This is a genomic window from Streptomyces sp. NPDC051963, from assembly GCF_044593495.1.
GTDB lineage: Bacteria > Actinomycetota > Actinomycetes > Streptomycetales > Streptomycetaceae > Streptomyces.
Genome location: NZ_JBIUCC010000002.1, coordinates 269,012 through 294,229 on the forward strand (window position 1 = coordinate 269,012; position 25,218 = coordinate 294,229).

A 25,218-nucleotide genomic window follows, 5' to 3' on the forward strand; every position below is an offset into this window, starting at 1 on the left:
CGCGGGCAATTTGTATCAAGCACGCGGTTCGGGAAAGAAGCCCGGGGGGTGTGATCTGAGGCACGTTCTGTTTGGTGGTGGGAATGCCGGGTAAACGAGCGCCTCCACGCCGGAAAGCCCAGGTGAACGGGCGGCCCCCGCGGGCACGCCCGGTGCGCCGGCTAACGCCAGTGCACCGCCCCGGCCCCCGACGGCACGACCGTCTCGATCTTCGCCCGGATCTCCCGCATCACCGCGACGATCTGCCCCTCGTGCTCGGGCGTCAGCCGGGCGACAGGCACCGAGCAGCTGATCGCGTCCTGGGCGGGGGAGTCGTACCGCAGCGCGAAGCCGAAACCGACGATGCCCGCGACGCCCTCCTCGCGGTCGATCGAGTAACCGCGGGTGCGGACCTCCGCGAGGTCGGCCGCCAAGGACTCCCGGGCGGTGTGCGTGTTGGGTGTGCGGGCCTCGTACGGCCCTTCCGGCAGCTCGGCGTCCGGCCGTTCGGCCAGCAGCGCCTTGCCGAGCGCGCCCACGTGCGCCGGCAGCCGCCGCCCGACCCGGCTGATCGTCCTCAGGTATTCGTGCGACTCGCGCGTCGCCAGATACGCCACGTCCCGGCCGTCCAGCCGGCCCAGATGGATCGTCTCGCCGAGCGCCTGGGACGCCTCGTCCAGATAGGGGCGTACGACCCTCACGCGCGGGTCGGAGTCGAGGTAGCTGGTGCCGGTGAGCAGGGCGCGGATGCCGATGCCGTAGAGGGAGCCGGTGACGTCCGTGCGCACCCAGCCGCGGGAGATCAGGGTCTGCAGGAGCGCGTACATGGAGCTGCGCGGCACCTCCAGCTCGTCCGCCAGCTCCTGGAGCCGGGCCGGGCGGTCACCGCGCGCGGCCAGCACTTCCAGCAACTCGACCGTTCGCGCCGCGGACTTCACCTCGCGGACGCCCCCTGTCTCTGACATGGGCCGATCGTAATCCGCGGCGGTCGGAACCATTGACGGTCCCTGTTCGCGTATCTAATCTCTGTCTTCATACGTGGATGACATCTACATGGGGAGATGATGTGATGGGCGGCGCACCGGACACGGAGGCCGTGACCAAGCGACTGCGCGACGGTATGACGGGCGGTGTGCTGTCCTTCCCGCTGACCTCCCTCCACGACGACGGCTCCCTCGACCCCGACGGCTTCCGGGCCTATGTCGCCGCCCAGCTGGCCGGCGCTCCCGGTGCCGTCTTCCCCGCCTGCGGCACCGGCGAGTTCTTCTCGCTGGACGAGGACGAGTACCGGACGGTCGTGACCGTCACGGTCGAGGAGGCGGCGGGGCACGTGCCCGTCGTCGCGGGGGTCGGCTACGGCTGGGCGCAGGCCGCTCGCTTCGCGCGGATCGCCGAGGAGGCCGGCGCCGACGCCCTGCTCGTGCTGCCGCACTACCTCGTCGCCGCTCCGCAGGACGGGCTGGTCGCCCAGCTGGAGCAGCTCGCCGCCCGCACCCGGCTGCCGCTGATCGCCTACCAGCGGGGCCAAGTCGCCTTCGGAGTGGACGCGTTGAGGCGGATCACGGAGATCCCCGGCGTCATCGGCCTCAAGGACGGCCACAGCGACCTCGACCGGCTCCAGCGCCTCACGCTCGCCGCGCCCGAGGACTTCCTCTTCTTCAACGGCGCCGCCACCGCCGAGATCCAGGCCCGCGCCTACGCCGCCGTCGGCGTCCCCGCCTACTCCTCCGCCGTCCACGCCTTCGCCCCCGAGATCGCGAACGCCTTCTTCGAGGCCCTGCGGGACGGCGACGACGCCACCGTGGACAAGCTGCTGCGCGACTTCTACGTCCCGCTCGTCGAACTCCGTGACCGTGTCCCCGGGTACGCCGTGTCGCTGGTGAAGGCGGCGGCCCGGCTGCGCGGCCGACCTGTGGGACCCGTCCGCGCTCCGCTCACCGACCCGTCGGCCGCGGACCTGGCCGACCTCAGGACCCTGCTCGTCACCGGACTCGACCTCGTAGGAGCAGCACTGTGAACCTCGCCATCACCGACGTACGGCTGACGCCGATCCTCGTCGCCGACCCGCCCCTGCTGAACACCCAGGGCGTCCACCAGCCGTACACGCCCCGGCTGATCGTGGAGGTCGTGACGGCCGACGGGATCACGGGAGTCGGCGAGACGTACGGCGACACGAAGTACCTGGAGCTGGCCCGGCCCTTCGCCGAGAAGCTGATCGGCCGGCCGGTCTCCGATCTGAACGGCCTGTTCACGGTCGCCGACGAGGTCTCCGTCGATCAGTCACGGGTCTCCGGCCAGGTCGACGTCGGCGGGCTGCGCGGCGTCCAGACCGCCGACAAGCTGCGGCTGTCCGTCGTCTCCGGCTTCGAGGTGGCCTGTCTGGACGCACTAGGAAAGGCGCTCGGGCTGCCCGTGCACGCGCTGCTCGGCGGCAAGGTGCGGGACGCCGTCGAGTACAGCGCGTACCTCTTCTACAAGTGGGCCGGCCATCCCGAGGGCGTCGCGGCCGAGAAGGACGACTGGGGTGCCGCCGTCGACCCGGCCGGGGTCGTCGAGCAGGCGCGGAAGTTCAAGGAGCGGTACGGCTTCACCTCCTTCAAGCTCAAGGGCGGTGTCTTCCCGCCCGACGAGGAGGTCGCCGCCGTACGCGCCCTCGCGGAGGCCTTCCCCGGGCATCCGCTGCGCCTCGACCCCAACGGGGCCTGGTCCGTGGAGACTTCGCTGAAGGTGGCGAAGGAACTCGGGGACGTCCTGGAGTACCTGGAGGACCCCGCGCTCGGCACGCCCGCGATGGCCGAGGTCTCCGCGGGGACCGACGTACCGCTCGCCACCAACATGTGCGTGACGACGTTCGCCGAGATCAAGGAGGCGTTCGCCCGGGATGCCGTGCAGGTCGTCCTCTCCGACCACCACTACTGGGGCGGGCTGCGGAACACCCAGCAACTGGCCGCCATCTGCCGCACGTTCGGTGTCGGGGTGTCCATGCACTCCAACACCCACCTGGGGATCTCGCTGACCGCGATGACCCATGTCGCGTCCACCGTCCCCGACCTTCACCACGCCTGCGACTCCCACTACCCCTGGCAGTCGGAGGACGTGCTCACCGAGCGCCTGGTGTTCGAGGGCGGCAGGCTCGCCGTCTCCGACGCCCCCGGCCTGGGCATCGAACTCGACCACGACCGGCTGGCGTTCCTGCACCGGCGGTGGCTCGACGACGACGGTGCGCTGCGCGAGCGCGACGACGCGGCGGCGATGCGGGTCGTCGAGCCGGAGTGGGTGACTCCGGCGGTGCCTCGCTGGTAGCGCGCGCTCTGTCAGTGGTGTGAGGCAGACTGGCCTGATCCGCACCATGTCAGGGAGCGCACCGTGATCGCGTCCAACGGAGAGGGACACCACTGCCAGGCCCAGATCGACCCCTTGGCCGCTCTGCGCAGGCCCGACGATCCGCCCTGGGACGTGTATCTCACCGGCACGGTCTTCCTCGACATCATCTTCACCGGCCTCGACTCGGCCCCCGTGCGCGGCACCGAGTCCTGGGCGCGGGGGATGGGTTCCAGCCCCGGCGGCGTCGCCAACATGGCGACGGCGCTGGCCCGCCTCGGCCTGAAGACGTCCCTCGCCGCGGCGTTCGGTGACGACCACTACGGCGAGTACTGCTGGGATGCCCTCGCGCACGGCGAGGGCATCGACCTGTCCCCGTCGCGCACGGTGCCCGGCTGGCACTCCTCGGTCACCGTCTCCATGGCGTACGAGGGCGAGCGCACGATGGTCTCCCACGGCCACGAGCCGCCCCCGGAGGAGCCCGCGCCGGACTGCCCGCCCCGCGCGCGTGCCGCCATCGCCTCGCTCACCCCGGGCAAGCCCGACGTCTGGGTCGCCCAGGCCGCGAGCAAGGGCGCCCGTATCTTCGCCGACGTCGGCTGGGACGACACCGGCGCCTGGGACCTGGCGGGCCTGTCCGACCTCAAGTACTGCGAGGCGTTCCTGCCGAACGCGGACGAGGCCATGCGCTACACCGGCGCCACCTGCCCTCGCGAGGCCGCCCACGCCCTCACCGAGCACGTACCGCTCGCCGTCGTCACCCTCGGCAAAGAGGGCGCCTACGCCGTCGACCGGCGCACCGGCGAGACCGCCGAGGTCCCCGCGATCGCCGTGGAGGCCCTCGACCCGACCGGCGCCGGGGACGTCTTCGTGGCCGGCTTCGTCACCGGCACCCTGGCCGGCTGGTCCCTCGCCGACCGCCTCGCCTTCGCCGGTCTCACCGCCGCCCTGTCCGTCCAGGAGTTCGGCGGCTCCCTGTCGGCCCCAGGCTGGACCGAGATCGCCACCTGGTGGCGCGAGGTGCGTTCCCTGGAGGGCCAGGACCAGGCGGCCCTCCAGCGCTACGCGTTCCTTCAGCCCCTGGTCCCCGAGGCCCCGACCCGCCCTTGGCCCCTGGCCCGCGCGGTACCGACGATCGGCTTCCGCGGCCCGGCCTGATGAAGGCGCAAGACACCGAAAATCAGATCCCCGGCTTCCGCAGCCGCCTGGGTCCCGCTGCCAGTCCTTGGCCACCTTTCACGTGCAGGTCGAGGCTGCATCGATGCGCGGCTGCCGCCGTGTGGCCCGGTGTGCCCGGTAGCGCCGTGATTCCGGCGCCTGTCATGGCGCACCCGGCCTACCCGGTCCCCTCGGCTCAGAAGCCCGGCTTCCGCAGCTGCCTGGGGTCCCGCTGCCAGTCCTCAGCCACCTTTCACGTGCAGGTCGAGGCTGCATCGATGCGCGGCTGCCGCCGTGTGGCCAGGCGTGCCCGGTAGCGCCGTGATTCCGGCGCCTGTCATGGCGCACCCGGCCTACCCGGTCCCCTCGGCTCAGAAGCCCAGCTTCCGCAGCTGCCTGGGGTCCCGCTGCCAGTCCTTCGCCACCTTCACGTGCAGGTCCAGGAAGACCGGTGTGCCCAAGAGGGCCTCGATCTGCTTGCGGGACTTGATGCCGACGTCCTTGAGGCGCTTGCCCTTGGGGCCGATGATGATGCCCTTCTGGCTGGGGCGCTCGATGTAGACGAAGGCGTGGATGTCGAGGAGCGGCTTGTCGGCGGGGCGGCCTTCGCGGGGCAGCATCTCCTCGACGACCACGGCGATGGAGTGCGGCAGCTCGTCGCGGACGCCCTCCAGCGCGGCCTCGCGGATCAGCTCGGCGATCATGACCTGCTCCGGTTCATCGGTCAGGTCGCCCTCGGGGTAGAGGGCCGGGCCCTCCGGCAGGAGCGGGACGATCAGGTCGGCCAGCAGGTCCACCTGCTGGTCCGCGACCGCCGACACCGGCACGATCTCCGACCACTCGAAACCGAGTTCCTTGCCGAGCTGGTCGATCGCGATGAGCTGCTCGGCCAGCGTCTTGCTGTCGACGAGGTCCGTCTTCGTGACGATCGCGATCTTCGGCGTCTTCTTGATGGACGCCAGTTCCTTCGCGATGAACCGGTCACCGGGGCCGAGCTTCTCGTTCGCCGGCAGACAGAAGCCGATCACGTCGACCTCGGCCCAGGTGGTGCGGACGATGTCGTTCAGCCGCTCGCCGAGCAACGTGCGCGGCTTGTGCAGCCCCGGGGTGTCCACCAGGATCAGCTGCGCGTCGGGCCGGTGCACGATGCCCCGCACCGTGTGCCGCGTGGTCTGCGGCTGGTTCGCGGTGATCGCCACCTTCTGGCCGACCAGAGCGTTCGTCAGGGTGGACTTGCCCGCGTTGGGGCGGCCCACGAAGCAGGCGAAGCCGGCGCGGTGTGTGGCCTCGGACGGCTCGGATGACTGGGTGCGAACGCTCATGGCGCCCATTCTCCCTGATCCACAGGCCCCCGCCGCACCAGCGCACGCCCCGCTCCCTTACGGTGCGCGCCGAGACGGCATACGATCACGGCGTCCTGGGCCACGGCGCCCCGGTCCGCGCGCCCCCGTCCCCTCCGCCCAGAAGGTCACGAGCCAGGCATGAAGCTGATCACCGCGATCGTCAAGCCGCACCGCCTCGACGAGGTCAAGACCGCGCTCCAGGAACTCGGCGTGCACGGCCTGACCGTCACCGAGGCCAGCGGCTACGGCCGTCAGCGCGGCCACACCGAGGTGTACCGCGGCGCCGAGTACCAGGTCGACCTGGTGCCGAAGGTCCGTATCGAGGTCGTCGTCGAGGACGCCGACTCGGAAGCCGTCATCGACACGATCGTCAAGGCCGCGCAGACGGGGAAGATCGGCGACGGGAAGGTGTGGGCGCTGCCCGTGGAGACGATCGTACGAGTGCGGACGGGCGAGCGCGGCCCCGACGCGCTCTGATCACGAGCACGACCCCGACGACCGCCACGACCAGCAGCACCACGCCCACCAGCCACGGCAGCGCGAAGAACGACGCGCTTGCCGACTCGCGGGCGTCCTGGGCGCTCGCCGTCAACGTCACGTCGCCCCAGTCGAGTTGGGGTGCGCCGGACCAGGGCTCGGTGAGGTGGACGCGTTGGCGGGGAAGCAGTTCCGTGGGGATCCTCGACAGGTCGCGGGCCAGCAGGGTGCGGCCGAAGAGGCCCTTCGCACGCAGCTCCACCTTCGGGTTCAGGGTGACGTTGCCGGTGTTGCGCAGGGTGTAGGAGATCGTCGCCGTGCTGTCGCCGAGGCCCGGGACGAGGGGCTGGTGGTGGGTGATACGGACGTCCTCGACGGTGATCGCGGGGAGGGTGGGACCGCCGACGCGGAGGTAGACGCGGGCGGCGACGGCCCGCTGCACACCGAGGGCGAGTGAGCCGTCGCCCTGGTCGATCTGTTCGTCGAGGGCCACCAACGCGCCCGGGTGGTCGCCGGGTTCGGCGCCCTCGGGCACACGGAGCGTGAAGGGGACGGTGACCTTGCCGTGTGCGGGGACGGTCACCCGGGACCGGGCGGGCCTGGCCCACGCTCCGACGCCGCGCTGCTTCTCCGCGACCGTCCGCACGGCGAACCCGCCGTCGCGCGCGGTGTTGTAGGCATCGGCGGCGTACAGCCGGAAGGTCAGCGGCTCCCCGGTCTTGTTGGCGACGACGACCTTGTCCTCGACGGTCGTCCCGGGGTCGGCGGAGAGGTAGAAGTACGGGCGTGCCGCCATCGCGGAGGCGGCCGGGTAGACCGACCAGCTGCCGTTGTCGGCCCCGTGCGCGGGCGCGGGGAGGACGGCGAGGAACAGCCCCAGGAGGAGGACGTAGAGCTTGCGCATGGGTGCGGACCCCCACGTGGATGAGGAGACCGGGCGGGTGCGGACGCCCGTACGGTCAGCTGAGCGTGAGGGTGAGCACACCGGCGTACGAGCCCGGCGGCGTGAACGCCGGTACGTCCAGCGACAGTCCGGCGTCGACGGTGAACTCACCGCCGGTGAGCGTGCCGTTGGGGGTCGATGCCAGCGTCGCGCCCGCGATGCCGACCGTGCCCGCGGAACCGGCCTGGCAGGTGCTCGGGCTGCCCGCCTCGGTGGCGCAGGCGGGGTTCCACTTCAGTTTCCCGGCGTCGATCCTGGCGCCCGGCCCGGTGAAGTCGGTGACCTTGCCGGTGAGGGACCAGCCGGCGGGCCCGCCCCGGAAGTCCTCGACCGTGACGGTCTGGAGCGCACCGCTCGACGCCCCGCCCTCGCCGAAGTCGACCGCCGACAGCCGCACCGAGTCCCCGGCCTGGGACATGGACAGCGTCCCCGCCTGCACGGTGGTCGTCAGTTTCTGACTGCCGTCCGGTACGGGCGTGGTGTCGTTGACGACGTACGCGGCGGGCCCGGCTCCCTTCTCCGCGTTCCACGCGCTTCCCTCGTACGCCACCACACCGGTCGTGGTCTTGTCGTTGACGACGAGCGAGCCGCTGAAGGAGCCGTCCGGGCCGGCCGTCACCGTGGCCGTGTCCGCGGTCTGGGTGTCCCCGGCCCGCCCGGCCAGGGTGACCGCCGCACCCGGTGTGAAGTCGCTGCCGCTGACGGCGACGCTGTCACCCGGGTCGCCGGAGGCCGAACCCAGCGAGATGGCACGGTTGTTGGTGGGGTTGCCGTCCGTGGCCGTGATCGTCTCGGAGACCGGCGCGGGCGGGGTGATCACCGTGCAGGGTGTGTCCAGTTCGAGGATGTAGCTGGTGTGGATGTTGTAGTCGCCGGGCGAGAGCGTGATCGCTCCGGCCGCGGTGACCCTGAAGGTGCCGGTCATGGAGAACGACGGGAAGGCGCCGTTGCCCGGCACCGGGTCGTTCTTCTTCGGCCCGGCGACGGTCACCGCACCGGTCTGCGCCCCACCGAGGGTGACCTTGCCGGTGGGCGTCATGATGTCGGCCGGCAGGGCGATGGCGGTGGGGTTGTTGGCGGCGGGCTTGACGACGGTGTAGGTCACGGTGACGGTGTCGCCGACCTCCGGACTGGCGTTGTCCACCGAGACGTTGGCCGTCGTGGTGCCGTCGATCGGCGGGATGCCCGCGATGTCGGGCGGGATGCAGTGCGTGGCGAAGTCCACGTTCGTGGGCGCGGCGTCGGCCGGACAGGCCAGCGCGCCACCCCCGGTGACCGCGATGGCGGTCGCCCCGAGCAGCGACGACCAGCGGCGTCTTCGGGCTCTCGTAGCCATGGGTGCCCCCTCCTGAGCAATGGCTGAGGATGCGGGCGCGACGGCTGAACTCCCGCGCCCGCTGGGGGCATTGATGTGGGGAACGCGTGAGAAGTCAATGGAGATGCCGAAAAGAACTGATGGATCGTCAGTTCCTGTGTGCCTCGCAGGAACTGACGATCCTTCGGCTACCGCTCGCTGCCGACTGTCAGTCGAACACGAACGGACCCGGCGACTGCGGCCCGGTCGCCGTACAGGTGATGGTGATGCCGAAGACCGACATCGTCAGCGATCCGCCGAACGCCTCCAGACTGTCGCCCGAGGCCACGGTCCCGGGGAGCGGACCGACCTGGACGTCGTCGCCGGCCGCCATGGCGGGGTTCTCCGTGGCGGTGAAGGTGGTGGTGCCGCCGCTCGCCTTCACGAGGGTGAGGGTGGACTGGATCGAGTCCTCACCCAACGCGATCGGCGCGGTGACGGCGGACGACTTGAGGGTCATGGTCGCCGACGTGTCGCTCTGCGTGGCGGTGAGCGAGGCCTCGCCACCGCCGAAACTGCCGCAGTCGGCGTTGAGCGTCGCCGTCTCCGGCGTGACGGCGAGGGCGGCTGGGGCGAAGGCCAGGCCGGTGACCGCGAGGGCCCCGACTGTCAGTGCCGCACCCGTTGCTATGCGTTTCATGGGGAATCCGGCTCCCTTCCCGTATCTGGGAATGCCATGTGGGGATGGATGTGGGAGAGCCCGACGGGGCCGTCGACGCGCGCGGTGCGGGACGCTCGGTGGGGGGTGGGGGGAGGAATCTGACGGTCCGTCGGAACTACCGGTCCCATTGATGCGTGTGAGACGCGGGTCGGCAAGGACGAATTCCGGACGACTCTGAAAACGACTATTTTCAGCCTGCGGTCACAGTGGTCCGCACCGTGCCGTCAGGACCCGCCACCAACACCGGCGTCCCCGGTCCGCCGAGGTCCGCCACCGCCGCCCGGTCCTCGGCCGGCACCGATTCGGCCTGCGTGACCACGGCCGCCGCCTCCAGCGACTTCGCCCCGGACGCCACCGCCATGGCCACCGCCGTCCGCAACGCGCTCAGCTTCAGGGAGTCGAGGGCGACGGTCCCGGCGACATAGGTACGGCCGGTCTCGTCCCGTACGGCCGCCCCCTCGGGCACGCCGTTGCGGGCCCGCGCGGAACGGGCCAGGGTGACGATCTTGCGGTCCTCGGGGTCGAGCGCGCTGCTGTCGGTCATGACCTGAGCATACGAAGAACCCGCCCGCTCATCCCGCCACGGGGTACATCGCCCCGCGCCGCCCCTCCGGCGAGGCCAGCCACTCCAGCTTGGCCGCGCTGTTCGCCTCGTCCAGCGGAGTGTGCAGCACGACGGTCAGGTCGGGCCGGGCCGGCAGTTTCATCTGTGTCGACTCGACCACCAGCAGCCCCACCACCGGATGGTCCAGCTCCTTGCGGATCTGCCCGGCGTCCTCGATGTCCCGTTGCTCCCACAGCGCCGTGAACTCCGCGCTCGCCGCCTTCACTTCGGCCAGCACGGCTTGAAATCCCTCATCGTCGGGACAGGCCGAGCACGCCGCCCGGAACTGGGCGACGACCGTACGGGCGTTTCGCTCCCAGCTCTTGGACCGCGACCGGTACAGCGGGTCGGTGAAGAAGTCGACGACGCAGTTCTGGGTGATCCCCTGCCGCATGCCGAGCACCGCCGCGGCCGCGTCGTTGTACATCACGCAGTTGTAGTACATGTCCACGATGTGGGCCGGATACGGCTGCCAGGCGTCGATGAGCCGCCGCAGCCCCTCGCACATGTCCCGCTGCTGGGGATCGACCTCGGGCACGGGCGGGTTGAGCCCGGCCAGGATGTACAGATGGCGCCGCTCGGTGTTGCTGAGCCGCAGCACACGGGCGACGGCGTCGATGACCTGCGGCGAGACGGAGATGTCCCGGCCCTGCTCCAGCCACTGGTACCAGGAGGCGCCCACTCCGGCGAGCACGGCGACCTCCTCGCGGCGCAGTCCTGGCGTACGGCGCCGCGCACCGCCGTCGGGCAGGCCCGCCTCGGCGGGGGAGACCCGGGCCCGTCGGCTCATCAGGAACTCGCGCAGTTCGCGCCGTCGATGTGCCCTGCCCGACTCGGTCTCGATCACGTCCGCCACGTACGACCCCCGTTGTGCGCTGCCTGGTGGTGCCACCACCAGGACAACTTCCCGCTCCCCACGGCTATTCCGGTGCCACGAGGCTCCTACCCATGGCGATCGACACCGCATCCACTCCACCGTCCACGACCACCCCCGCCCGGCTCTCACCGCGCGACAGGCTCGTCCTCTTCGTCCTGTGCGCCGCCCAGTTCATGGTCGCCCTCGACTTCTCCGTGCTGAACGTGGCACTGCCCGTTCTCGGCGCCGACCTGGGCATGAGCCAGTCCGCGTTGCAGTGGGCGGTCACGGCGTTCGCGCTGCCGTCCGGCGGGTTCCTGCTCCTCTTCGGCCGGATCGGCGACCTGTACGGGCGGCGCCGGCTGTTCCTGACCGGCCTGGCGCTGTTCGGCGCGGCCTCGCTGCTGGCGACGTTCGCGTGGGATCCGGCGTCGTTCCTGGCGGGCCGGGCGTTGCAGGGCGTCGGCGCGGCGGCGATCGTCCCGACCGGTATGTCCCTGCTGACGACGACCTTCCCGGAGGGTCCGGCCCGCGACCGCGCGGTCGGCATCTCCGGCACGCTGCTCTCCCTCGGCTTCACCGTCGGCATGGTGGCCGGTGGGGTCCTCACGGACGCGTTCGGCTGGCGCTCGACGATGGGCCTGCTCGCGCTGTTCGCGGTGCTCGTGCTGCCGCCGGCGCCCGGCCTGCTGCCGGAGTCCCGCACCCCTGAGCGCCCCCACCCGGACATCCCCGGCGCCATCACCGTCACCGGCGGTCTGCTCTCCCTGATCTACGCCCTGTCGACGGCCGCCGACCACGGCTTCGGCCGGCCGGACGTCATCGGGACGCTCATCGCGGGCGTACTGCTGCTCGCGGCCTTCGGCTACGTCGAGTCCCGCACCGCCGCCCCGCTGGTGTCCCTGCCGATGCTGCGCCGCCGCACGGTTGCGTGGGGCAATCTGGGCGGGCTGGTCACCTTCTCGATGATGTCGACGGTGGTCTTCGTGCTGACCCTCTACCTCCAGGAGACCCTGGACCTGTCCGCCTTCCGGACGGGCCTCGTCTTCGGCGTGCAGGGCGTGCTGTCGGTGGTCGCGGGCGCGTACACCCCGAGGATCGTCGGCCTCATCGGAGCCCGCCGCACGCTGGTCGCCTCGCTCGCCGGACAGGGCGCACTCACGGCCGCCCTGCTGGGCCTCGACACCCACACCTGGTCCGTCTGGCTCGCCACGGCCGCCGTCTCCCTGGCCAGCATGTGCCACCTCGGCGCGATCATCTCTTACGGCCTGACCGTCACCTCCGGTGTCCCGGACGGGGAGCAGGGGCTGGCCACCGGGCTGGTCACCTCGACCCAGCAGGTGGGCCTCACGGTCGGCATCCCGCTGCTCGGCGTCCTGGCCACGACGTCCTCGGACCTGATGTCCGGCGTGCACACGGTCGTGGCGATCGACGCGGCGATCGTGCTGGCCGCGGCCGCACTGGTCGCGCTCGGGCTGCGGGTGTCAGGGGCGGTCGAGGCGAAGCCGGTCGGCGCGCGGTAGACCGGCGACCACCAGGTCGTACGAGTCCTCGACGAGCTCCCGGACCAGCCGGTCCGGGAGCGCTCCGTCGGCGGTGACCGTGTTCCAGTGGCGCTTGTTCATGTGCCAGCCCGGGACGATCAGGCCCGGGTGCTCTTCTCGGAGCCGTACCGCGTCCTCCGGATCGCACTTGAGGTTGACCTTCAGCGGCTTGGCGTCCAGGTAGGACAGGGCGAAGAGCTTGCCCATGACCTTGAAGACCGAGGTCTCCGGACTGAACGGGAAGTCCTCCACAACCGCGTTGAAGGACAGACAGAGGGCGCGCAGCTGCTGAGGGGTCACTCCGGCTCCTTCTCCTCCTCCTGCGGATCCAGTGGCCCCACCGGCTCCACCAGCACGGTCACGATCTTGTTCCGGCGGCCCGCGGCGGCCTCGGCGGTGAGGCGCAGTCTGCGGCCGTCGGGGAGTTCGACCACGGACGACGCCCCGGCGATGGGGACGCGGCCGAGGGCCTTGGCGAGGAGTCCGCCGACGGTTTCCACGTCCTCGTCGTCGTACGACTCCAGGTCGTACAGCTCGCCGAGGTCGCCGATGTCCAGGCGGGCGGTGACGCGGTGGCGGTCGTCGCCGAGCTCCTCGACGGGCGGGAGCTCGCGGTCGTACTCGTCGGTGATCTCGCCGACGATCTCCTCGAGGATGTCCTCGATGGTGACGATGCCGGCCGTGCCGCCGTACTCGTCGATGACGACGGCGACGTGATTGCGGTCCTGCTGCATCTCGCGGAGCAGATCGCCGGCGTTCTTGGTGTCGGGCACGAAGGCGGCGGGCCGCATGGCCGTGGACACCAGCTCGGACTCGGCGTCCCGGCTGATGTGCGTCTTACGGGCCAGGTCCTTCAGGTACACGATCCCGACGATGTCGTCCTCGCTCTCGCCGGTCACCGGGATACGGGAGAAACCGGAGCGCAGGGCGAGGGTGAGGGCCTGGCGGATCGTCTTGTAGCGCTCGATGACCACCAGGTCGGTGCGCGGGACCATGACCTCCCGCACGAGCGTGTCGCCCAGCTCGAAGACGGAGTGCACCATGCGGCGCTCCTCGTCCTCGATGAGGGACTCCTTCTCGGCGAGGTCGACCAGCGCGCGCAGCTCGGCCTCGGAGGCGAAGGGGCCGCGGCGGAAGCCCTTGCCGGGGGTGAGGGCGTTGCCGATGAGGATCAGCAGCGGCGGGATCGGGCCCATCACCCGGGCCAGCGGCAGCAGGACGTACGCCGCCGCCGTCGCGGTGTTCAGCGGGTGCTGGCGGCCGATGGTGCGCGGGGAGACGCCGACGGCGACGTACGACACGAGGACCATGACGCCGATGGCGGCGAGCAGGGCGCGGGTGGTGCCGTCGATCTCGTTCAGACAGGCGTAGGTGACGAGCGCGGCGGCCGCCATCTCGCAGGCGACGCGGACCAGCAGGGCGACATTGAGGTAGCGGGTCGGGTCGGCGGCGACCTGGGCGAGTTTCTCGCTGCCGCGGCGGCCGGAGCGGACGGCCTCCTCGGCGCGGAAGCTGGAGACGCGGGCGAGGCCGGCCTCCGCGCAGGCGGCGAGCCAGGCGACGACGACCAGGGCGACGGCGCCGGAGATCAGCGGGAGGCTCATGACACGGTCGGGGCCGGGGACGGGCCGGTGAGGCCCTTCTCCGCACGCCACCCGTCCACGATGGCGGCCTGGAGACCGAACATCTCGGCCTTCTCGTCCGCTTCCTCGTGGTCGTAGCCGAGCAGGTGCAGCACTCCATGGACGGTCAGGAGCTGGAGCTCCTCGTCCATGGAGTGCTGCGTCTCGGCCTCCTTGCCCTGCTTCTCGGCGACCTCGGGGCACAGCACGATGTCACCGAGCAGGCCCTGCGGCGGCTCGTCGTCGTCCTTCGTCGGCGGACGCAGCTCGTCCATCGGGAAGGACATGACGTCCGTCGCGCCCGGCAGGTCCATCCACTGGATGTGGAGCTGCTCCATGGCGTCGGCGTCCACGACGATCACCGAGAGCTCGGAGAGCGGGTGGATGCGCATCCGCGCGAGCGCGTAGCGGGCGATGTCGAGGACCGCCTGCTCGTCGACCTCGGTTCCGGATTCGTTGTTGACGTCGATCGACATGGTGCTGGCTTGTCTACTTCCGCTTGTTGCGGCCGCCCTTGTGGGTGCCGTTCTCCGTGCCGTGGTGGCTGTCGTACTTCTCGTACGCGTCGACGATACGGCCGACCAGCTTGTGCCGTACGACGTCCTGGGACGACAGACGGGAGAAGTGGACGTCGTCGAGGCCCTCCAGGATGTCCTGGACCTGACGCAGACCGGACTTGGTGCCACTGGGCAGGTCGACCTGTGTCACGTCACCCGTGATCACGATCTTCGATTCGAAGCCGAGGCGGGTGAGGAACATCTTCATCTGTTCGGGGCTGGTGTTCTGGGCCTCGTCCAGGATGATGAACGCGTCGTTGAGCGTACGGCCGCGCATGTACGCCAGGGGCGCGACCTCGATCGTGCCCGCCGCCATCAGCCGCGGGATCGAGTCCGGGTCGAGCATGTCGTGCAGCGCGTCGTACAGCGGGCGCAGATACGGGTCGATCTTCTCGTACAGCGTGCCCGGCAGGAAGCCCAGCCGCTCGCCCGCCTCGACCGCGGGCCGGGTCAGGATGATGCGGTTGACCTGCTTGGACTGAAGGGCCTGCACCGCCTTGGCCATGGCGAGATAGGTCTTGCCGGTACCGGCGGGGCCGATGCCGAAGACGATCGTGTGCTTGTCGATCGCGTCGACGTACCGCTTCTGGTTGAGGGTCTTGGGGCGGATCGTGCGGCCGCGGGAGGAGAGGATGTTCTGAGTGAGCACCTCGGCGGGGGTCTCCTCGCCGTCGCTCTCCCCGTTCTCACTCGCCCTGAGCATGGCGATCGAGCGTTCCACTGCGTCCTCCGTCATCGGCTGTCCGGTGCGGAGCACCAGCATCATCTCGTCGAACAGGCGCTGGATGAGGACGACTTCAGCGGCGTCGCCGACCGCGCTGATCTCATTGCCCCGGACGTGGATGTCGGCCGCCGGGAAGGCCTTCTCGATCACGCGCAGAAGGGAGTCGCCGGACCCCAGGACGGTGACCATGGGGTGCTGGGCGGGGACGGTGAACTGTGCTCGTGCCTGCCCCTGCGCAGGAGTCTGAGCTGTGGGTGTCTGAGTCATGGGCCGGCTCTGTAGGCCTGCACGTCCTCCTCATTACATCTCGCCCGCCACAAGGGCGGCCTGGCGATTTCAAGGGTACGCCGGGAGACTGACATCGCCGTAGGTCTTTTCGTCGGACAAGCTCATCGCTTCCGCCGGTGTCGCCAGACGGGCCGCCAGCACGCGCGCCCACGCGCGGTAGCCGTCCGCCGACGGGTGGAAGCGGTCCGCCGCGAGCCAGGGCCCCTCGAACTCCGGCGGACCGCCGGAGGGGAGATGGAAGACGGCGACTCCCCTCGCGGCCGCCGTCTTCAGCTGGTGGTCGAGGATGCGCAGGTAGAGGCCGAGCGGGAGCTTGATCCGGCGGGGGAGGGCGGCCACGCGGTCGATCGACGGGAGACCCGCGAAGATCACCGGAACGTCCTCGCCCAGTCGCAGCCGCGCGTCACGGACCAGGGCCTGCGCCTCCCGGCGGAACACCCTCGGCCGGCGCAGCCGCAGCGCGTCGTTCGTGCCGGCGACGACGAGGATCAGGTCGGGGCGCCAGTTCGTGGTCGGGTCCGTGAGGCCGGACAGCAGACCCCGGCGTACGGTCGCGAGCGTCGCCCCCGCCTTCGCCGCCACCCGCCATGACACCGCCCTGCCGGTCATCGCCGACAGCGCCTCCGCCACCTGCCCGGCCATCGCCTCCTCGTGGTGCGCCGCGCCCACGCCTGCCGCCACCGAGTCGCCGACGACGACGAGTCGCAGCGCCGGTCCCTTGCCCTCCGTCTTCCCCGAGTCGGCTCCCGCGGCCTCGGGCAGCCGGATCAGCCGTCCTCGCATCCCGTTCGCGAACATACGGACCCCCTGGCAGTCGTCTGGCGACGGCATAACGCTGTTATGGACAAATAACAGCGTTATCCTGCCCCTCGTGTCAACCCCGAACGGTGAACCGCCCACCGCCGCATCCCCCGTCCGCCGCCGCCTCCTCGACGAAGCCGCCCGCGTCCTCGCCGAGGAGGGCCCCGCCGCCCTGAGCGCCCGCCGCCTGGTGAAGGCCGTCGGGGCGTCGACCATGGCCGTCTACACCCACTTCGGCTCGATGCCGGGACTGGTGCGCGAGCTGATGAGGGAAGGGGTCGCCCGGTTCGCGGCCCGGGTGGAGGACGTGGAACCGGCCACCGCCCCGGACGCCGACCCCGTTCGTGAACTCGCCGGACTCTGCCGCGTCTACCAGGAGTTCGCCCGCGCCGAACCCGACGTCTACGCCGTGATGTTCGGCGGCTCCGGCCTCGCCGGCTTCGAACTCACCGATGAGGACCGGCAGATGGGCGTCCGGCTGCTCCGCTACCCGCGCAATGCCATCCGCCGCTGCGTCGCCGCCGGCCGTTTCCGCGCCGACGTCGACGCCGACCTCGCCGTACGCCAGCTCTTCGCCCAGATGCACGGTCTGGCCCGGCTCGCGCACGCCGGCTACATCATGGGGATCTACGGCCCTGACGACGTCCTCGCGGGCATGCTCAGGGACTTCGCGGTGGCGGCCGGTGACGATCCGGAACGGGCGGCGGAGTCGGTGCGGTCAGGGCTTGCCCACTGACATGTCCTGTAGGCCCACCACCCGCAGCAGTTGGAGGCGTTCGTAGGACTCCGTGCCCGGTCGGGCGGTGTGGATGACCAGGAGCTGGTGGTGTGCGTGGCTGAGCATCACCTCGCAGTCGAGATCGAGCAGGCCCACCACCGGGTGCTGGAAGCGTTTGGTCGCCCGGTGCCGCAGCGACACCTCGTGCTCGTCCCACAGGCGGGCGAACTCCTCGCTGGACGAGAGGAGTTCGGCGACCAGCGCGGCCGGCTCCGGGTCGTCGGGGCGGGCGGCGGCCACCGCACGCAGATTGGCGACATGGGTGCGTGCGTGTTCCGCCCGGTCCTCCTCCGGGAACAGCGTGCGCGCCCGAGGGTCCAGGAAGTAGAGGCGCAGGAGGTTGCGCTCGCCCGGGGGGCGGGACATCACATCGTGGGTCAGCGCCCTCGCCATCGTGTTCTGGGCGAGCACCTCGCCGCAGTCGGTCACCACCTGCGCCGGTGTGTCGTGCAGCCGGTCCAGGATCAGCATCAGGCCCGGCGGGACATGCGCCGACGCCGTCTCTCGGCGCGGCGGCTCCTCGCCGACCAGGTGGAACAGATGGTCGCGTTCGTCGGCGGTCAGGCGCAGCGCGCGGGCCAGCGCCGTCAGCATCTGCCGGGACGGGCGCGGACCCCGGGACTGCTCCAGGCGCGTGTAGTAGTCCACCGACATCCCCGCCAACTGCGCCACCTCCTCGCGTCGCAGCCCGGCCGTACGGCGGCGGGCGCCCGGCGTGAGGCCCACGTCCGCCGGGGAGAGACGGGCACGGCCCCGGCGCAGGAAGTCTGCGAGTTCGGCTCGGTTCACCCCTCCAGCCTGCGGCAGCCCGTCCGCCTTAGCCAGGGACTGTCGGTCCCCTGATCAACGGGTCTCTCCCGGCCGGCGCCGCACCGTCCGAGGGTGGTGGCACGAGAGCAGGAGCATCCGGTTCGCGAGGAGCAGATCATGTTGACACTGGTGACAGGGACGACGGGGCAGGTCGGCCGACGGTTCGTACCGAGGCTGCTGGCCCAGGCCCGGCCGGGGGAGGAGGTACGGGTTCTCGTGCGCGAGGCGTCGAAGGGCGAGCCCTTCGCCGAGCTGGGCGCCCAGGTCGTCGTGGGCGATCTGCGGGACCCGGAGGCGCTCGGCAAGGCGGTCGCCGGGGCGGACGCCGTCGTGAACGTCGCGGCCTCCTTCCGCGGGGTGCCCGACGACGAGGCGTGGGCGGTCAACCGGGACGCGGCGGTGGAACTGGGCCGTGCCGCACTGGCCGCCGGTGTGCGGAGGTTCGTACAGGTCAGCACGGGGCTGGTGTACGGCGTCGGACGGGGCCGCCCGGTCACCGAGGACGACGAGAGCCGGCCCGGCGGGGCGATGTGGGGCGCCTACCCCGAGTCCAAGGCCGAGGCCGAGCGGGAGCTGCTCGCACTGGACGGGCTGGACGTGCGCGTCGGCCGGCTGCCGTTCGTCTACGGCGAGGGCGACCCGCACCTCGCCCAGTCAATGATGTGGGCCGGGAACTGGGCCGCGACCCAGCGGCTGCACATGGGCCACCACGCGGACGTCGCCCAGGGACTGCTCCGCATCCTGCACGCACCGGGCATCGCCGGCCGGATCTACAACATCGCCGACGACGCCCCCGTCACGGCGGTCGAACTGCACCAGCTCAACGGCGTCGAGGTCCCCGCCGAGCTGTACACCCGCACCGATCCCGACCCCTGGCTCGTGATCACCTCCACCGACCGCATCCGCCGGGAGCTCGGCTACCGCCCGCTGTACCCCAGCGTCTACGCGGCCCGGGCCGCCGGCGCCCTCTAGGGCCTGTCCGGCGGATCATGCCGCAGACGCGGGGTCTGGCACGCCGATCTGCGGCGTTGTCGTCGGTTGTCGACTCCCCCACTCTCGGCTGCGCTCGAGCGGGGGGACCCCCATCGCGTCGCCGCCCTCCTCCGCCTTGCAGCTCGACGCACCAGACCCCGCTCACCTGCGACAATGAGGCACCGTTGCCTCCCTGCGACCTGATCCGCCGGACAGGCCCTAGTCGACCCCGCGAATACGCCCCACCAGCACCGCCCCCGCCAGCCCGATCACGGCCGCCACCGCGTACAGCACGCGGTATCCGCCGAGGTACGTGACGATCGGGGCGGCGAGGGCGGGGGCGGCGACCTGGGGCAGGGCGTTCGCGACGTTGATGACGCCGAGGTCCTTGCCCCGGTCCCGGGCCTTCGGCAGGACGTCCGTCATCAGGGCGAAGTCGACCGACATGAACACCCCGAGGCCCACGCCCAGCAGCGCCGCCACGACGATCGCGCTCGTCCAGGTCTGCCAGCCGGCCAGCAGGGCCGTGGCCGCCGCCATCAGCACCCCGGACCAGCGCACGAAGGGTTTGCGTCGGCCGGAGCGGTCCGACCGGACGCCGCCCACGACGACCGTGGCGAGCAGCGTCACGCTGTTCACCGCGGTCAGGATGAGGACGCCCTCCTCGGGGTCGTCGTGGTGGAGGCGGTCCCGCAGGTAGTAGAGCAGGTAGAGGATCACCAGGGCGTTGCTGAGGTTGATCAGGAAGCGGGTCAGCCAGGCCCAGCCGAAGTCCGGGAAGCGGCGCGGGCTCAGCCAGAAGCCCCTGAGGAAGGCCTTCGCCGACCACGCGGGCCGGTCCGCGACCGCCAGCCTGAGATCCCCGTACCGCAGCACGTACGGCAGGACGCCCGCCAGCGCGAACACCGCGCAGGCCGCATAGCCCGCAACGATCCCGCCCGCCGCCGTCGCCAGCCCCGTGCCGGCCACGGCCCCCAGGATCTGCGCCGCCCCCAACCACCCGCCCACCGAGCCCCGTTGCAGCCGCGGCACGCGGTCCGGCACCGCCGCGGTGACCGCCGCGAAGGCCGCGTTCAGGGTCAGCTGGACCAGGCACCAGCCCACCGCCATCGTCCACAGCCCGCCCGCACCCGCGAGCAGCAGCAGCGACAGCGCGCCGCCCGCCGCGCCGGCCACGATCCACGGCGTGCGGCGGCCCCAGCGGGCCGTGGTGCGGTCCGACAGCGCGCCGAAGAACGGGTTGGCCGCCAGCGACACCACGGCGCCCACCGCCGTCACCCACGCCAGCAGCGTCTCCTTCGACATGCCCGTGCCGGGCGCGAAGTCCTCCGCCTGCCGGGCCAGCAGGATCTGCAACGGGCCGTACCAGCCCACCCAGATCGCCACGTTGGCCAGCGACAGGGCCGTCGTCCAGCCCTTGCCGACCCGGTCGGCGGGTTCCGCGAACGCCGTCGTCACCTCTGGGCCCGGAGCAGCTCCTGATACCAGCCGTACGACGCCTTGGGCGTCCGTGTCTGCGTCTCGAAGTCCACGTGCACGAGCCCGAACCGGCGTGCGTACCCCTCCGCCCACTCGAAGTTGTCGAGCAACGACCACACGAAGTAGCCGCGCACATCCACGCCCGCCGCCAACGCCCCGTGCAGCGCCCGCACATGGCCGTCCAGGTAGGCGATCCGCTCCTGGTCGTCCACGCCCTCGTACGAGCAGCCGTTCTCGGTGATCACGACGGGCGGGAGCCGGTCGCCGTAGCGTTCGTGGAAGCCGGTGAGCAGCTCGGTCAGGCCCTCCGGGACCACCGGCCAGCCGAAGTCCGTCACCGGGACGCCGTCGATCTCCCGTACGGAGAAGGGGAGTTCGGCCGGGATCGTCAGCCCGCCGAACTCGATGTCGGTGCCCTGCGGGGCGCCCACCCGGGCCGGCGCGTAGTAGTTGACGCCGTAGAAGTCCAGCGGCTCCCCGATGACCTTGAGGTCGGCCGGGACGTCCCCGGGCATCAACTCGCCGATTCCCTCGGGGTATTCACCGAGCAGAACGGGGTCGGCGAAGAGCCGGTTGAGCAGCAGGTCGTAGAAGTCGGCCGCCTCCAGGTCCGGCTGCTCCTGCGAGACCGGCCAGGTCGGGCCGTGCGAGTTGGCGATGCCGATGTCGGTGGCGCCGGACGCGCGCAGCGCCTGTACGGCCAGGCCGTGGGCCAGGAGTTGGTGGTGGGCGGCGGGCAGCGCGTCGAACATCAGCTGCCTGCCCGGTGCGTGGGCGCCCAACGCATGGCCGAACAGGGTGTGTTCGGCGGGTTCGTTGATGGTGATCCACTTGGTGACGCGGTCGCCCAGGCGGTCGGCCACCGTCGACACGTACTCCGCGAAGGACAGAGCGGTGTCCCGCTTCAGCCAGTCCAGGGACACGGGCAGATCCCAGTGGAAGAGGGTCGGGACGGGCCGTACGCCCGCCCGGCACAGCTCGTCGACCAGCCGGTCGTAGAAGTCCAGGCCGTTCGGGGAGTTCACCCGGGGCCAGGAGATCGAGAAGCGGTACGCGTCCACGCCCAGGCCGGCCAGGAGCGCCACGTCCTCGCGGTAGCGGTGGTAGTGGTCGCAGGCCACCGCCGCCGTGGAGCCGTCCTTGACCCGTCCGGGCTCGGCCGTGAAGGCGTCCCAGACGGAGAGTCCGCGCTGGTCGGCCGCTCCCTCGATCTGATGGGCGGACGTCGAGACGCCCCACAGGAAGTCGGACGGGAACTGCGGTATCGGGTCAGTCGCCATGCGCCGGATCATCCGTACCGTCGGTAACGGAAGTCAACGGGCGGGCGTGAACAAGCAGTTACGCGCCGCCCTCGATTCCTTACGCGCCTTCCTTCAACACACGTGAGATCAGGTCCCGCTGCTCCTGAGTGAGCCGCGGATCCGAGCAGTACACCGTCTTCCCGTCCACGGTGATCTGGTAGCTGAAGCCGTCGGGCACCCCGACGGCAGGCACGCCCCGGCCCGCGGAAACCGCCTTCTCGGCCAGGGCGTGCCACTCGTTCGCATCCGGCCGCCCCGAGGTGTCCACCTCGGCGTGCCGCTCGATGCCCGCGAATCCGCCCGTGCGCCTCACCTGAATACGCATGGGGTCCTGTCTAGTACGGAACTAGAGGGTGCGCACCCCGACCTGTTCCCAGGCCTTGACCACGGCCTGGAGCTCCTCGCCGCCGTCGCCGAACCGTGCCTTCGCGGCAGCGACCGTCAGCGTGGCGAAATCGGCGAAGAGGGCCTGCTCCTTCAACTCGCCCCCGGTCAGCACGTCGTACCAGATCTGCCCGGCCCGCTCCCAGGCGTGGCCGCCGAGCGCGGTCGCCGCCAGATAGAAGGCGTGGTTGGGGATGCCGGAGTTGATGTGGACGCCGCCGTTGTCGCGTCCGGTGCGGACGAAGTCGTCCATCGTCCCGGGCTGCGGATCCTTGCCGAGGACGTCGTCGTCGTACGCCGTGCCCGGCTCCTTCATGGAGCGCAGCGCCTTGCCGGTGACGCGCGGGGCGAGGAGGCCGGCGCCGATCAGCCAGTCGGCCTCGGCGGCGGTCTGGCCGAGGGTGTACTGCTTGATGAGCGAGCCGAAGACGTCGGACATCGACTCGTTCAGGGCGCCCGGCTGGCCGAAGTAGGTGAGGTTGGCCGTGTACTGGGTGACGCCGTGGGCGAGTTCATGGCCGATGACGTCGATCGGGATGGTGAAGTCGAGGAAGATCTCGCCGTCGCCGTCGCCGAACACCATCTGCTCGCCGTTCCAGAAGGCGTTGCCGTAGTCCTCGTCGTAGTGCACGGTCGCGTCCAGCGGCAGACCGTTCCCGTCGATCGAGTCGCGCTCGTACGCCTTCAGGAACAGCTCGAAGGTGGCGCCGAGGCCCGCGTGGGCGCGGTTGACCGTGGCGTCCCTGCCGGGCTCGTCGCCCTCGGCGCGGACCTTCCTTCCGGGCAGGTCGGTCCCGTGCCCGGCGTCGTAGATCGTGCGGTGAGGTTTGCCCGCGGCGGCTTCGGCGGGTGCGGCGATGGCCGGGGCACCGAGGACCGTGGTCAGGCGGCGGTGGGTGCGCTGGTAGGCGTCGTGCTCGAGGGTTTTGCGAGCGGGACCGGCGAGTGTGGGGTCCTCGGCCTGGGCGAGCCTGTCGAGGATGTGTGGTGGTACGACGGTGCAGAAGACGGGCGTGAAGCCCCCGTTTGTCGTCATGTCCGGCACGATGGCACTCCGTGATGCCGGTGTCACTAGGTGCAACCATGATTGGTGAAATGTAGTACTTCATGCGCCATGGGTGGTTGCGCTGTGTTAGCGGCCGCGGGCTCGGCGCTTTCAGTCCCGCATATTGATACGGAGGCCCGGGTTAGGGAGTGGCTCCGCTAGCATGCTGCGCATCATGCGTTTTGGGCTGCTTCTCCTTAGCTGCCGCGGCGAGGGCCTGTAGTCGAGGCCGACTCCCTCCCCGCGGTGCTTGGTGTTGCGTCGTCGGCCGTCCTTCCGGACACCCTGAGGAGCCCCGCACCATGGCAAACCGCCAGCAGCCCAGTTCCATGCCGATCCACAAGTACGGCCGGTACGAGCAGGTCGACATCGCCGACCGCACCTGGCCCGGGAAGCGGATCACCACCGCCCCCCGCTGGCTCTCCACCGACCTGCGCGACGGCAACCAAGCTCTGATCGACCCCATGTCGCCCGTGCGCAAGCGCGCGATGTTCGACCTGCTGGTCAGGATGGGCTACAAGGAGATCGAGGTCGGCTTCCCGGCCTCCGGCCAGACCGACTTCGACTTCGTGCGCTCCATCGTCGAGGAAGAGGGCGCGATCCCCGACGATGTCACCATCTCCGTACTGACGCAGGCCCGCGAGGACCTGATCGAGCGCACGGTGGAGTCCCTGAAGGGCGCCAAGCGGGCCAACGTCCATCTCTACAACGCCACCGCACCCGTCTTCCGCCGGGTCGTCTTCCGCGGCTCCAAGGACGACATCAAGCAGATCGCCGTCGACGGCACGCGGCTGGTCATCGAGTACGCGGAGAAGCTGCTCGGCCCGGAGGCGGAGTTCGGCTACCAGTACTCCCCGGAGATCTTCACCGACACCGAGCTGGACTTCGCGCTGGAGGTCTGCGAGGCGGTCATGGACGTCTGGCAGCCCGGTCCGGGCCGCGAGATCATCCTCAACCTGCCCGCCACCGTGGAGCGTTCGACGCCGTCCACGCACGCGGACCGCTTCGAGTGGATGGGCCGCAACCTGACCCGCCGCGAGCACGTCGTCCTGTCGATCCACCCCCACAACGACCGCGGTACGGCCGTGGCGGCCGCCGAGCTGGCGCTGATGGCCGGCGCCGACCGCGTCGAGGGCTGTCTGTTCGGACAGGGCGAGCGCACCGGCAACGTCGACCTGGTCACGCTGGGCATGAACCTCTTCTCCCAGGGCGTCGACCCGCAGATCGACTTCTCCGACATCGACGAGATCCGTCGTACGTGGGAGTACTGCAACCAGATGGAGGTCCACCCGCGCCACCCGTACGTGGGAGACCTGGTCTACACGTCCTTCTCCGGCTCCCACCAGGACGCCATCAAGAAGGGCTTCGACGCGATGGAGGCCGACGCGGCCGCCAAGGGCGTCACCGTCGACGACATCGAGTGGGCGGTGCCGTACCTGCCGATCGACCCGAAGGACGTCGGCCGCTCCTACGAGGCCGTGATCCGCGTCAACTCGCAGTCCGGCAAGGGCGGTATCGCCTACGTCCTGAAGAACGACCACAAGCTGGACCTGCCGCGCCGGATGCAGATCGAGTTCTCGAAGATCATCCAGGCGAAGACGGACGCCGAGGGCGGCGAGATCACGCCGAAGGACATCTGGGCGACCTTCCAGGACGAGTACCTGCCGAACCCCGGTAACGCGTGGGGCCGCATCCAGGTCAAGAACGGCCAGTCCACCACCGACACCGACGGCGTGGACACGCTCACCGTCGAGGCGGCGGTCGACGGCACGGACACCGTCCTGTCCGGTACCGGCAACGGCCCGATCTCGGCCTTCTTCGACGCCCTCCAGTCCATCGGCATCGACGTACGGCTGCTGGACTACCAGGAGCACACGATGAGCGAGGGGGCCTCCGCGCAGGCCGCTTCCTATATCGAGTGCGCGATCGACGGCAAGATTCTTTGGGGTATCGGCATCGATGCGAACACGACACGTGCGTCGCTGAAAGCGGTCGTCTCGGCGGTCAACCGGGCGGCGCGTTGACGGTTCGCTCCGTAGGGGGTGCCAGGGGTCGTTGAGCGGCTGCTGCGCCGTCGTGGCTGGTCGCGCAGTTCCCCGCGCCCCTTACCGGCATCCCTGTGCCCGGGTTTCAAGGTGCCCCGTCTGCCGTATCCCGGTGGGCGGGGCTCCGTCGTTTACCGGCCATTCCTTGTGCAGGTCACGGGTACGTCTCGTC

25 protein-coding genes are annotated in these 25,218 nt (G+C 70.7%); 8 read left to right on the plus strand and 17 right to left on the minus strand.

Going from position 1 to position 25,218, the window contains the following annotated elements:
- Positions 1–161: 161 nt before the first annotated feature.
- A complete protein-coding gene (locus tag ACIHFB_RS07695; RefSeq protein WP_365279040.1) occupies positions 162–944 on the minus strand; it encodes an IclR family transcriptional regulator in 783 nt (260 codons plus the stop codon).
- Between the two features lie 104 nt (positions 945–1,048).
- On the opposite strand from ACIHFB_RS07695, the gene ACIHFB_RS07700 reads away from it, so the two are divergent.
- From ACIHFB_RS07700 to ACIHFB_RS07710, 3 genes are all read left to right on the plus strand, one after another.
- Complete coding sequence (locus ACIHFB_RS07700) at positions 1,049–1,996, plus strand: 5-dehydro-4-deoxyglucarate dehydratase (protein ID WP_400125845.1); 948 nt, start codon at positions 1,049–1,051, stop codon at positions 1,994–1,996.
- On the plus strand, positions 1,993–3,282 hold the full coding sequence (locus tag ACIHFB_RS07705) for a glucarate dehydratase family protein (protein ID WP_400125847.1): 1,290 nt from the start codon (positions 1,993–1,995) through the stop codon (positions 3,280–3,282). The genes ACIHFB_RS07700 and ACIHFB_RS07705 overlap by 4 nt, the downstream gene beginning before the upstream one ends.
- 63 nt (positions 3,283–3,345) lie before the next feature.
- On the plus strand, positions 3,346–4,458 hold the full coding sequence (locus tag ACIHFB_RS07710) for a PfkB family carbohydrate kinase (RefSeq protein ID WP_365279031.1): 1,113 nt from the start codon (positions 3,346–3,348) through the stop codon (positions 4,456–4,458).
- A gap of 371 nt (positions 4,459–4,829) precedes the next feature.
- Here ACIHFB_RS07710 and era read toward each other — a convergent pair whose 3' ends face one another.
- Positions 4,830–5,780 (minus strand): GTPase Era, encoded by a 951-nt coding sequence (gene era / locus ACIHFB_RS07715; protein ID WP_400125849.1) that lies wholly within the window; start codon positions 5,778–5,780, stop codon positions 4,830–4,832.
- A 159-nt stretch (positions 5,781–5,939) separates the two neighbouring features.
- On the opposite strand from era, the gene ACIHFB_RS07720 reads away from it, so the two are divergent.
- On the plus strand, positions 5,940–6,278 hold the full coding sequence (locus ACIHFB_RS07720; RefSeq protein WP_400125851.1) for a P-II family nitrogen regulator: 339 nt from the start codon (positions 5,940–5,942) through the stop codon (positions 6,276–6,278).
- On the opposite strand, the gene ACIHFB_RS07725 is transcribed toward ACIHFB_RS07720, so the two are convergent.
- The 5 genes from ACIHFB_RS07725 to ACIHFB_RS07745 all read right to left on the minus strand — a co-directional run bounded on the left by ACIHFB_RS07725 (position 6,172) and on the right by ACIHFB_RS07745 (position 10,630).
- Positions 6,172–7,182 carry a WxL protein peptidoglycan domain-containing protein gene (locus ACIHFB_RS07725; RefSeq protein ID WP_365279022.1) on the minus strand — a complete coding sequence of 337 codons (1,011 nt, stop codon included), beginning with the start codon at positions 7,180–7,182 and terminating at the stop codon, positions 6,172–6,174. The genes ACIHFB_RS07720 and ACIHFB_RS07725 overlap by 107 nt on opposite strands.
- A gap of 55 nt (positions 7,183–7,237) precedes the next feature.
- Positions 7,238–8,557, minus strand: coding sequence for a beta-xylosidase (locus tag ACIHFB_RS07730; RefSeq protein ID WP_400125854.1), 1,320 nt, complete (start codon positions 8,555–8,557; stop codon positions 7,238–7,240).
- 187 nt (positions 8,558–8,744) lie between these two features.
- The gene (locus ACIHFB_RS07735; RefSeq protein WP_400125856.1) at positions 8,745–9,215 is read right to left on the minus strand and encodes a hypothetical protein; all 471 of its coding nucleotides are present in this window, start codon (positions 9,213–9,215) and stop codon (positions 8,745–8,747) included.
- Between the two features lie 211 nt (positions 9,216–9,426).
- A complete protein-coding gene (locus ACIHFB_RS07740) occupies positions 9,427–9,780 on the minus strand; it encodes a cytidine deaminase (RefSeq protein ID WP_365279014.1) in 354 nt (117 codons plus the stop codon).
- Positions 9,781–9,808: 28 nt separating this feature from the next.
- Positions 9,809–10,630, minus strand: a complete 822-nt coding sequence (locus ACIHFB_RS07745) for a helix-turn-helix transcriptional regulator (RefSeq protein ID WP_365279569.1) — start codon at positions 10,628–10,630, stop codon at positions 9,809–9,811.
- 158 nt (positions 10,631–10,788) lie between these two features.
- Here ACIHFB_RS07745 and ACIHFB_RS07750 point away from each other — a divergent pair, with 158 nt between their 5' ends.
- Complete coding sequence (locus ACIHFB_RS07750) at positions 10,789–12,219, plus strand: MFS transporter (protein ID WP_400125858.1); 1,431 nt, start codon at positions 10,789–10,791, stop codon at positions 12,217–12,219.
- Here the strand turns inward: ACIHFB_RS07750 and ACIHFB_RS07755 are convergent.
- The 5 genes from ACIHFB_RS07755 to ACIHFB_RS07775 form a co-directional block, all read right to left on the minus strand.
- Positions 12,181–12,540, minus strand: coding sequence for an MmcQ/YjbR family DNA-binding protein (locus tag ACIHFB_RS07755; protein WP_365279008.1), 360 nt, complete (start codon positions 12,538–12,540; stop codon positions 12,181–12,183). The two genes, ACIHFB_RS07750 and ACIHFB_RS07755, sit on opposite strands and share 39 nt — an antisense overlap.
- Complete coding sequence (locus tag ACIHFB_RS07760; RefSeq protein WP_365279005.1) at positions 12,537–13,844, minus strand: hemolysin family protein; 1,308 nt, start codon at positions 13,842–13,844, stop codon at positions 12,537–12,539. Before ACIHFB_RS07760 ends, ACIHFB_RS07755 begins: the two co-directional genes overlap by 4 nt.
- Entirely contained in the window at positions 13,841–14,338 is a 498-nt protein-coding gene (gene ybeY, locus ACIHFB_RS07765; RefSeq protein WP_365279002.1) for an rRNA maturation RNase YbeY, read from the minus strand. Before ybeY ends, ACIHFB_RS07760 begins: the two co-directional genes overlap by 4 nt.
- 13 nt (positions 14,339–14,351) lie before the next feature.
- The gene (locus ACIHFB_RS07770) at positions 14,352–15,410 is read right to left on the minus strand and encodes a PhoH family protein (protein ID WP_365278999.1); all 1,059 of its coding nucleotides are present in this window, start codon (positions 15,408–15,410) and stop codon (positions 14,352–14,354) included.
- Between the two features lie 69 nt (positions 15,411–15,479).
- Complete coding sequence (locus ACIHFB_RS07775; protein ID WP_365278996.1) at positions 15,480–16,229, minus strand: SGNH/GDSL hydrolase family protein; 750 nt, start codon at positions 16,227–16,229, stop codon at positions 15,480–15,482.
- A gap of 73 nt (positions 16,230–16,302) precedes the next feature.
- Here ACIHFB_RS07775 and ACIHFB_RS07780 point away from each other — a divergent pair, with 73 nt between their 5' ends.
- Positions 16,303–16,968, plus strand: coding sequence for a TetR/AcrR family transcriptional regulator (locus tag ACIHFB_RS07780; RefSeq protein WP_400125862.1), 666 nt, complete (start codon positions 16,303–16,305; stop codon positions 16,966–16,968).
- On the opposite strand, the gene ACIHFB_RS07785 is transcribed toward ACIHFB_RS07780, so the two are convergent.
- Positions 16,951–17,799: a helix-turn-helix transcriptional regulator gene (locus tag ACIHFB_RS07785; RefSeq protein WP_365278990.1), complete on the minus strand. Its 849-nt coding sequence runs from the start codon at positions 17,797–17,799 to the stop codon at positions 16,951–16,953. The genes ACIHFB_RS07780 and ACIHFB_RS07785 overlap by 18 nt on opposite strands.
- Before the next feature lie 138 nt (positions 17,800–17,937).
- Here ACIHFB_RS07785 and ACIHFB_RS07790 point away from each other — a divergent pair, with 138 nt between their 5' ends.
- Positions 17,938–18,792: an NAD-dependent epimerase/dehydratase family protein gene (locus tag ACIHFB_RS07790; protein WP_365278987.1), complete on the plus strand. Its 855-nt coding sequence runs from the start codon at positions 17,938–17,940 to the stop codon at positions 18,790–18,792.
- Between the two features lie 219 nt (positions 18,793–19,011).
- Here ACIHFB_RS07790 and ACIHFB_RS07795 read toward each other — a convergent pair whose 3' ends face one another.
- From ACIHFB_RS07795 to ACIHFB_RS07810, 4 genes are all read right to left on the minus strand, one after another.
- Positions 19,012–20,250 (minus strand): MFS transporter, encoded by a 1,239-nt coding sequence (locus ACIHFB_RS07795; RefSeq protein ID WP_400125864.1) that lies wholly within the window; start codon positions 20,248–20,250, stop codon positions 19,012–19,014.
- On the minus strand, positions 20,247–21,563 hold the full coding sequence (locus ACIHFB_RS07800; protein WP_400125866.1) for a GH1 family beta-glucosidase: 1,317 nt from the start codon (positions 21,561–21,563) through the stop codon (positions 20,247–20,249). The genes ACIHFB_RS07795 and ACIHFB_RS07800 overlap by 4 nt, the downstream gene beginning before the upstream one ends.
- A 67-nt stretch (positions 21,564–21,630) precedes the next feature.
- Complete coding sequence (locus ACIHFB_RS07805; RefSeq protein ID WP_400125868.1) at positions 21,631–21,897, minus strand: protealysin inhibitor emfourin; 267 nt, start codon at positions 21,895–21,897, stop codon at positions 21,631–21,633.
- Between the two features lie 21 nt (positions 21,898–21,918).
- Complete coding sequence (locus tag ACIHFB_RS07810) at positions 21,919–22,992, minus strand: M4 family metallopeptidase (RefSeq protein ID WP_400125870.1); 1,074 nt, start codon at positions 22,990–22,992, stop codon at positions 21,919–21,921.
- A gap of 311 nt (positions 22,993–23,303) precedes the next feature.
- Here ACIHFB_RS07810 and leuA point away from each other — a divergent pair, with 311 nt between their 5' ends.
- A complete protein-coding gene (gene leuA / locus ACIHFB_RS07815; RefSeq protein WP_400125872.1) occupies positions 23,304–25,025 on the plus strand; it encodes a 2-isopropylmalate synthase in 1,722 nt (573 codons plus the stop codon).
- Positions 25,026–25,218: the final 193 nt, after the last annotated feature.

Bases quoted from the DNA above. Each gene is read 5' to 3' on its own strand.
- ACIHFB_RS07695 (WP_365279040.1), bottom strand. From the start codon at position 944: ATGTCAGAGACAGGGGGCGTCCGCGAGGTGAAGTCCGCGGCGCGAACG.
- ACIHFB_RS07700 (WP_400125845.1), top strand. From the start codon at position 1,049: ATGGGCGGCGCACCGGACACGGAGGCCGTGACCAAGCGACTGCGCGAC.
- era (WP_400125849.1), bottom strand. From the start codon at position 5,780: ATGAGCGTTCGCACCCAGTCATCCGAGCCGTCCGAGGCCACACACCGC.
- ACIHFB_RS07720 (WP_400125851.1), top strand. From the start codon at position 5,940: ATGAAGCTGATCACCGCGATCGTCAAGCCGCACCGCCTCGACGAGGTC.
- ACIHFB_RS07725 (WP_365279022.1), bottom strand. From the start codon at position 7,182: ATGCGCAAGCTCTACGTCCTCCTCCTGGGGCTGTTCCTCGCCGTCCTC.
- ACIHFB_RS07730 (WP_400125854.1), bottom strand. From the start codon at position 8,557: ATGGCTACGAGAGCCCGAAGACGCCGCTGGTCGTCGCTGCTCGGGGCG.
- ACIHFB_RS07735 (WP_400125856.1), bottom strand. From the start codon at position 9,215: ATGAAACGCATAGCAACGGGTGCGGCACTGACAGTCGGGGCCCTCGCG.
- ACIHFB_RS07740 (WP_365279014.1), bottom strand. From the start codon at position 9,780: ATGACCGACAGCAGCGCGCTCGACCCCGAGGACCGCAAGATCGTCACC.
- ACIHFB_RS07745 (WP_365279569.1), bottom strand. From the start codon at position 10,630: ATGAGCCGACGGGCCCGGGTCTCCCCCGCCGAGGCGGGCCTGCCCGAC.
- ACIHFB_RS07750 (WP_400125858.1), top strand. From the start codon at position 10,789: ATGGCGATCGACACCGCATCCACTCCACCGTCCACGACCACCCCCGCC.
- ACIHFB_RS07760 (WP_365279005.1), bottom strand. From the start codon at position 13,844: ATGAGCCTCCCGCTGATCTCCGGCGCCGTCGCCCTGGTCGTCGTCGCC.
- ybeY (WP_365279002.1), bottom strand. From the start codon at position 14,338: ATGTCGATCGACGTCAACAACGAATCCGGAACCGAGGTCGACGAGCAG.
- ACIHFB_RS07770 (WP_365278999.1), bottom strand. From the start codon at position 15,410: ATGACTCAGACACCCACAGCTCAGACTCCTGCGCAGGGGCAGGCACGA.
- ACIHFB_RS07775 (WP_365278996.1), bottom strand. From the start codon at position 16,229: ATGTTCGCGAACGGGATGCGAGGACGGCTGATCCGGCTGCCCGAGGCC.
- ACIHFB_RS07790 (WP_365278987.1), top strand. From the start codon at position 17,938: ATGTTGACACTGGTGACAGGGACGACGGGGCAGGTCGGCCGACGGTTC.
- ACIHFB_RS07800 (WP_400125866.1), bottom strand. From the start codon at position 21,563: ATGATCCGGCGCATGGCGACTGACCCGATACCGCAGTTCCCGTCCGAC.
- ACIHFB_RS07805 (WP_400125868.1), bottom strand. From the start codon at position 21,897: ATGCGTATTCAGGTGAGGCGCACGGGCGGATTCGCGGGCATCGAGCGG.
- ACIHFB_RS07810 (WP_400125870.1), bottom strand. From the start codon at position 22,992: ATGACGACAAACGGGGGCTTCACGCCCGTCTTCTGCACCGTCGTACCA.
- leuA (WP_400125872.1), top strand. From the start codon at position 23,304: ATGGCAAACCGCCAGCAGCCCAGTTCCATGCCGATCCACAAGTACGGC.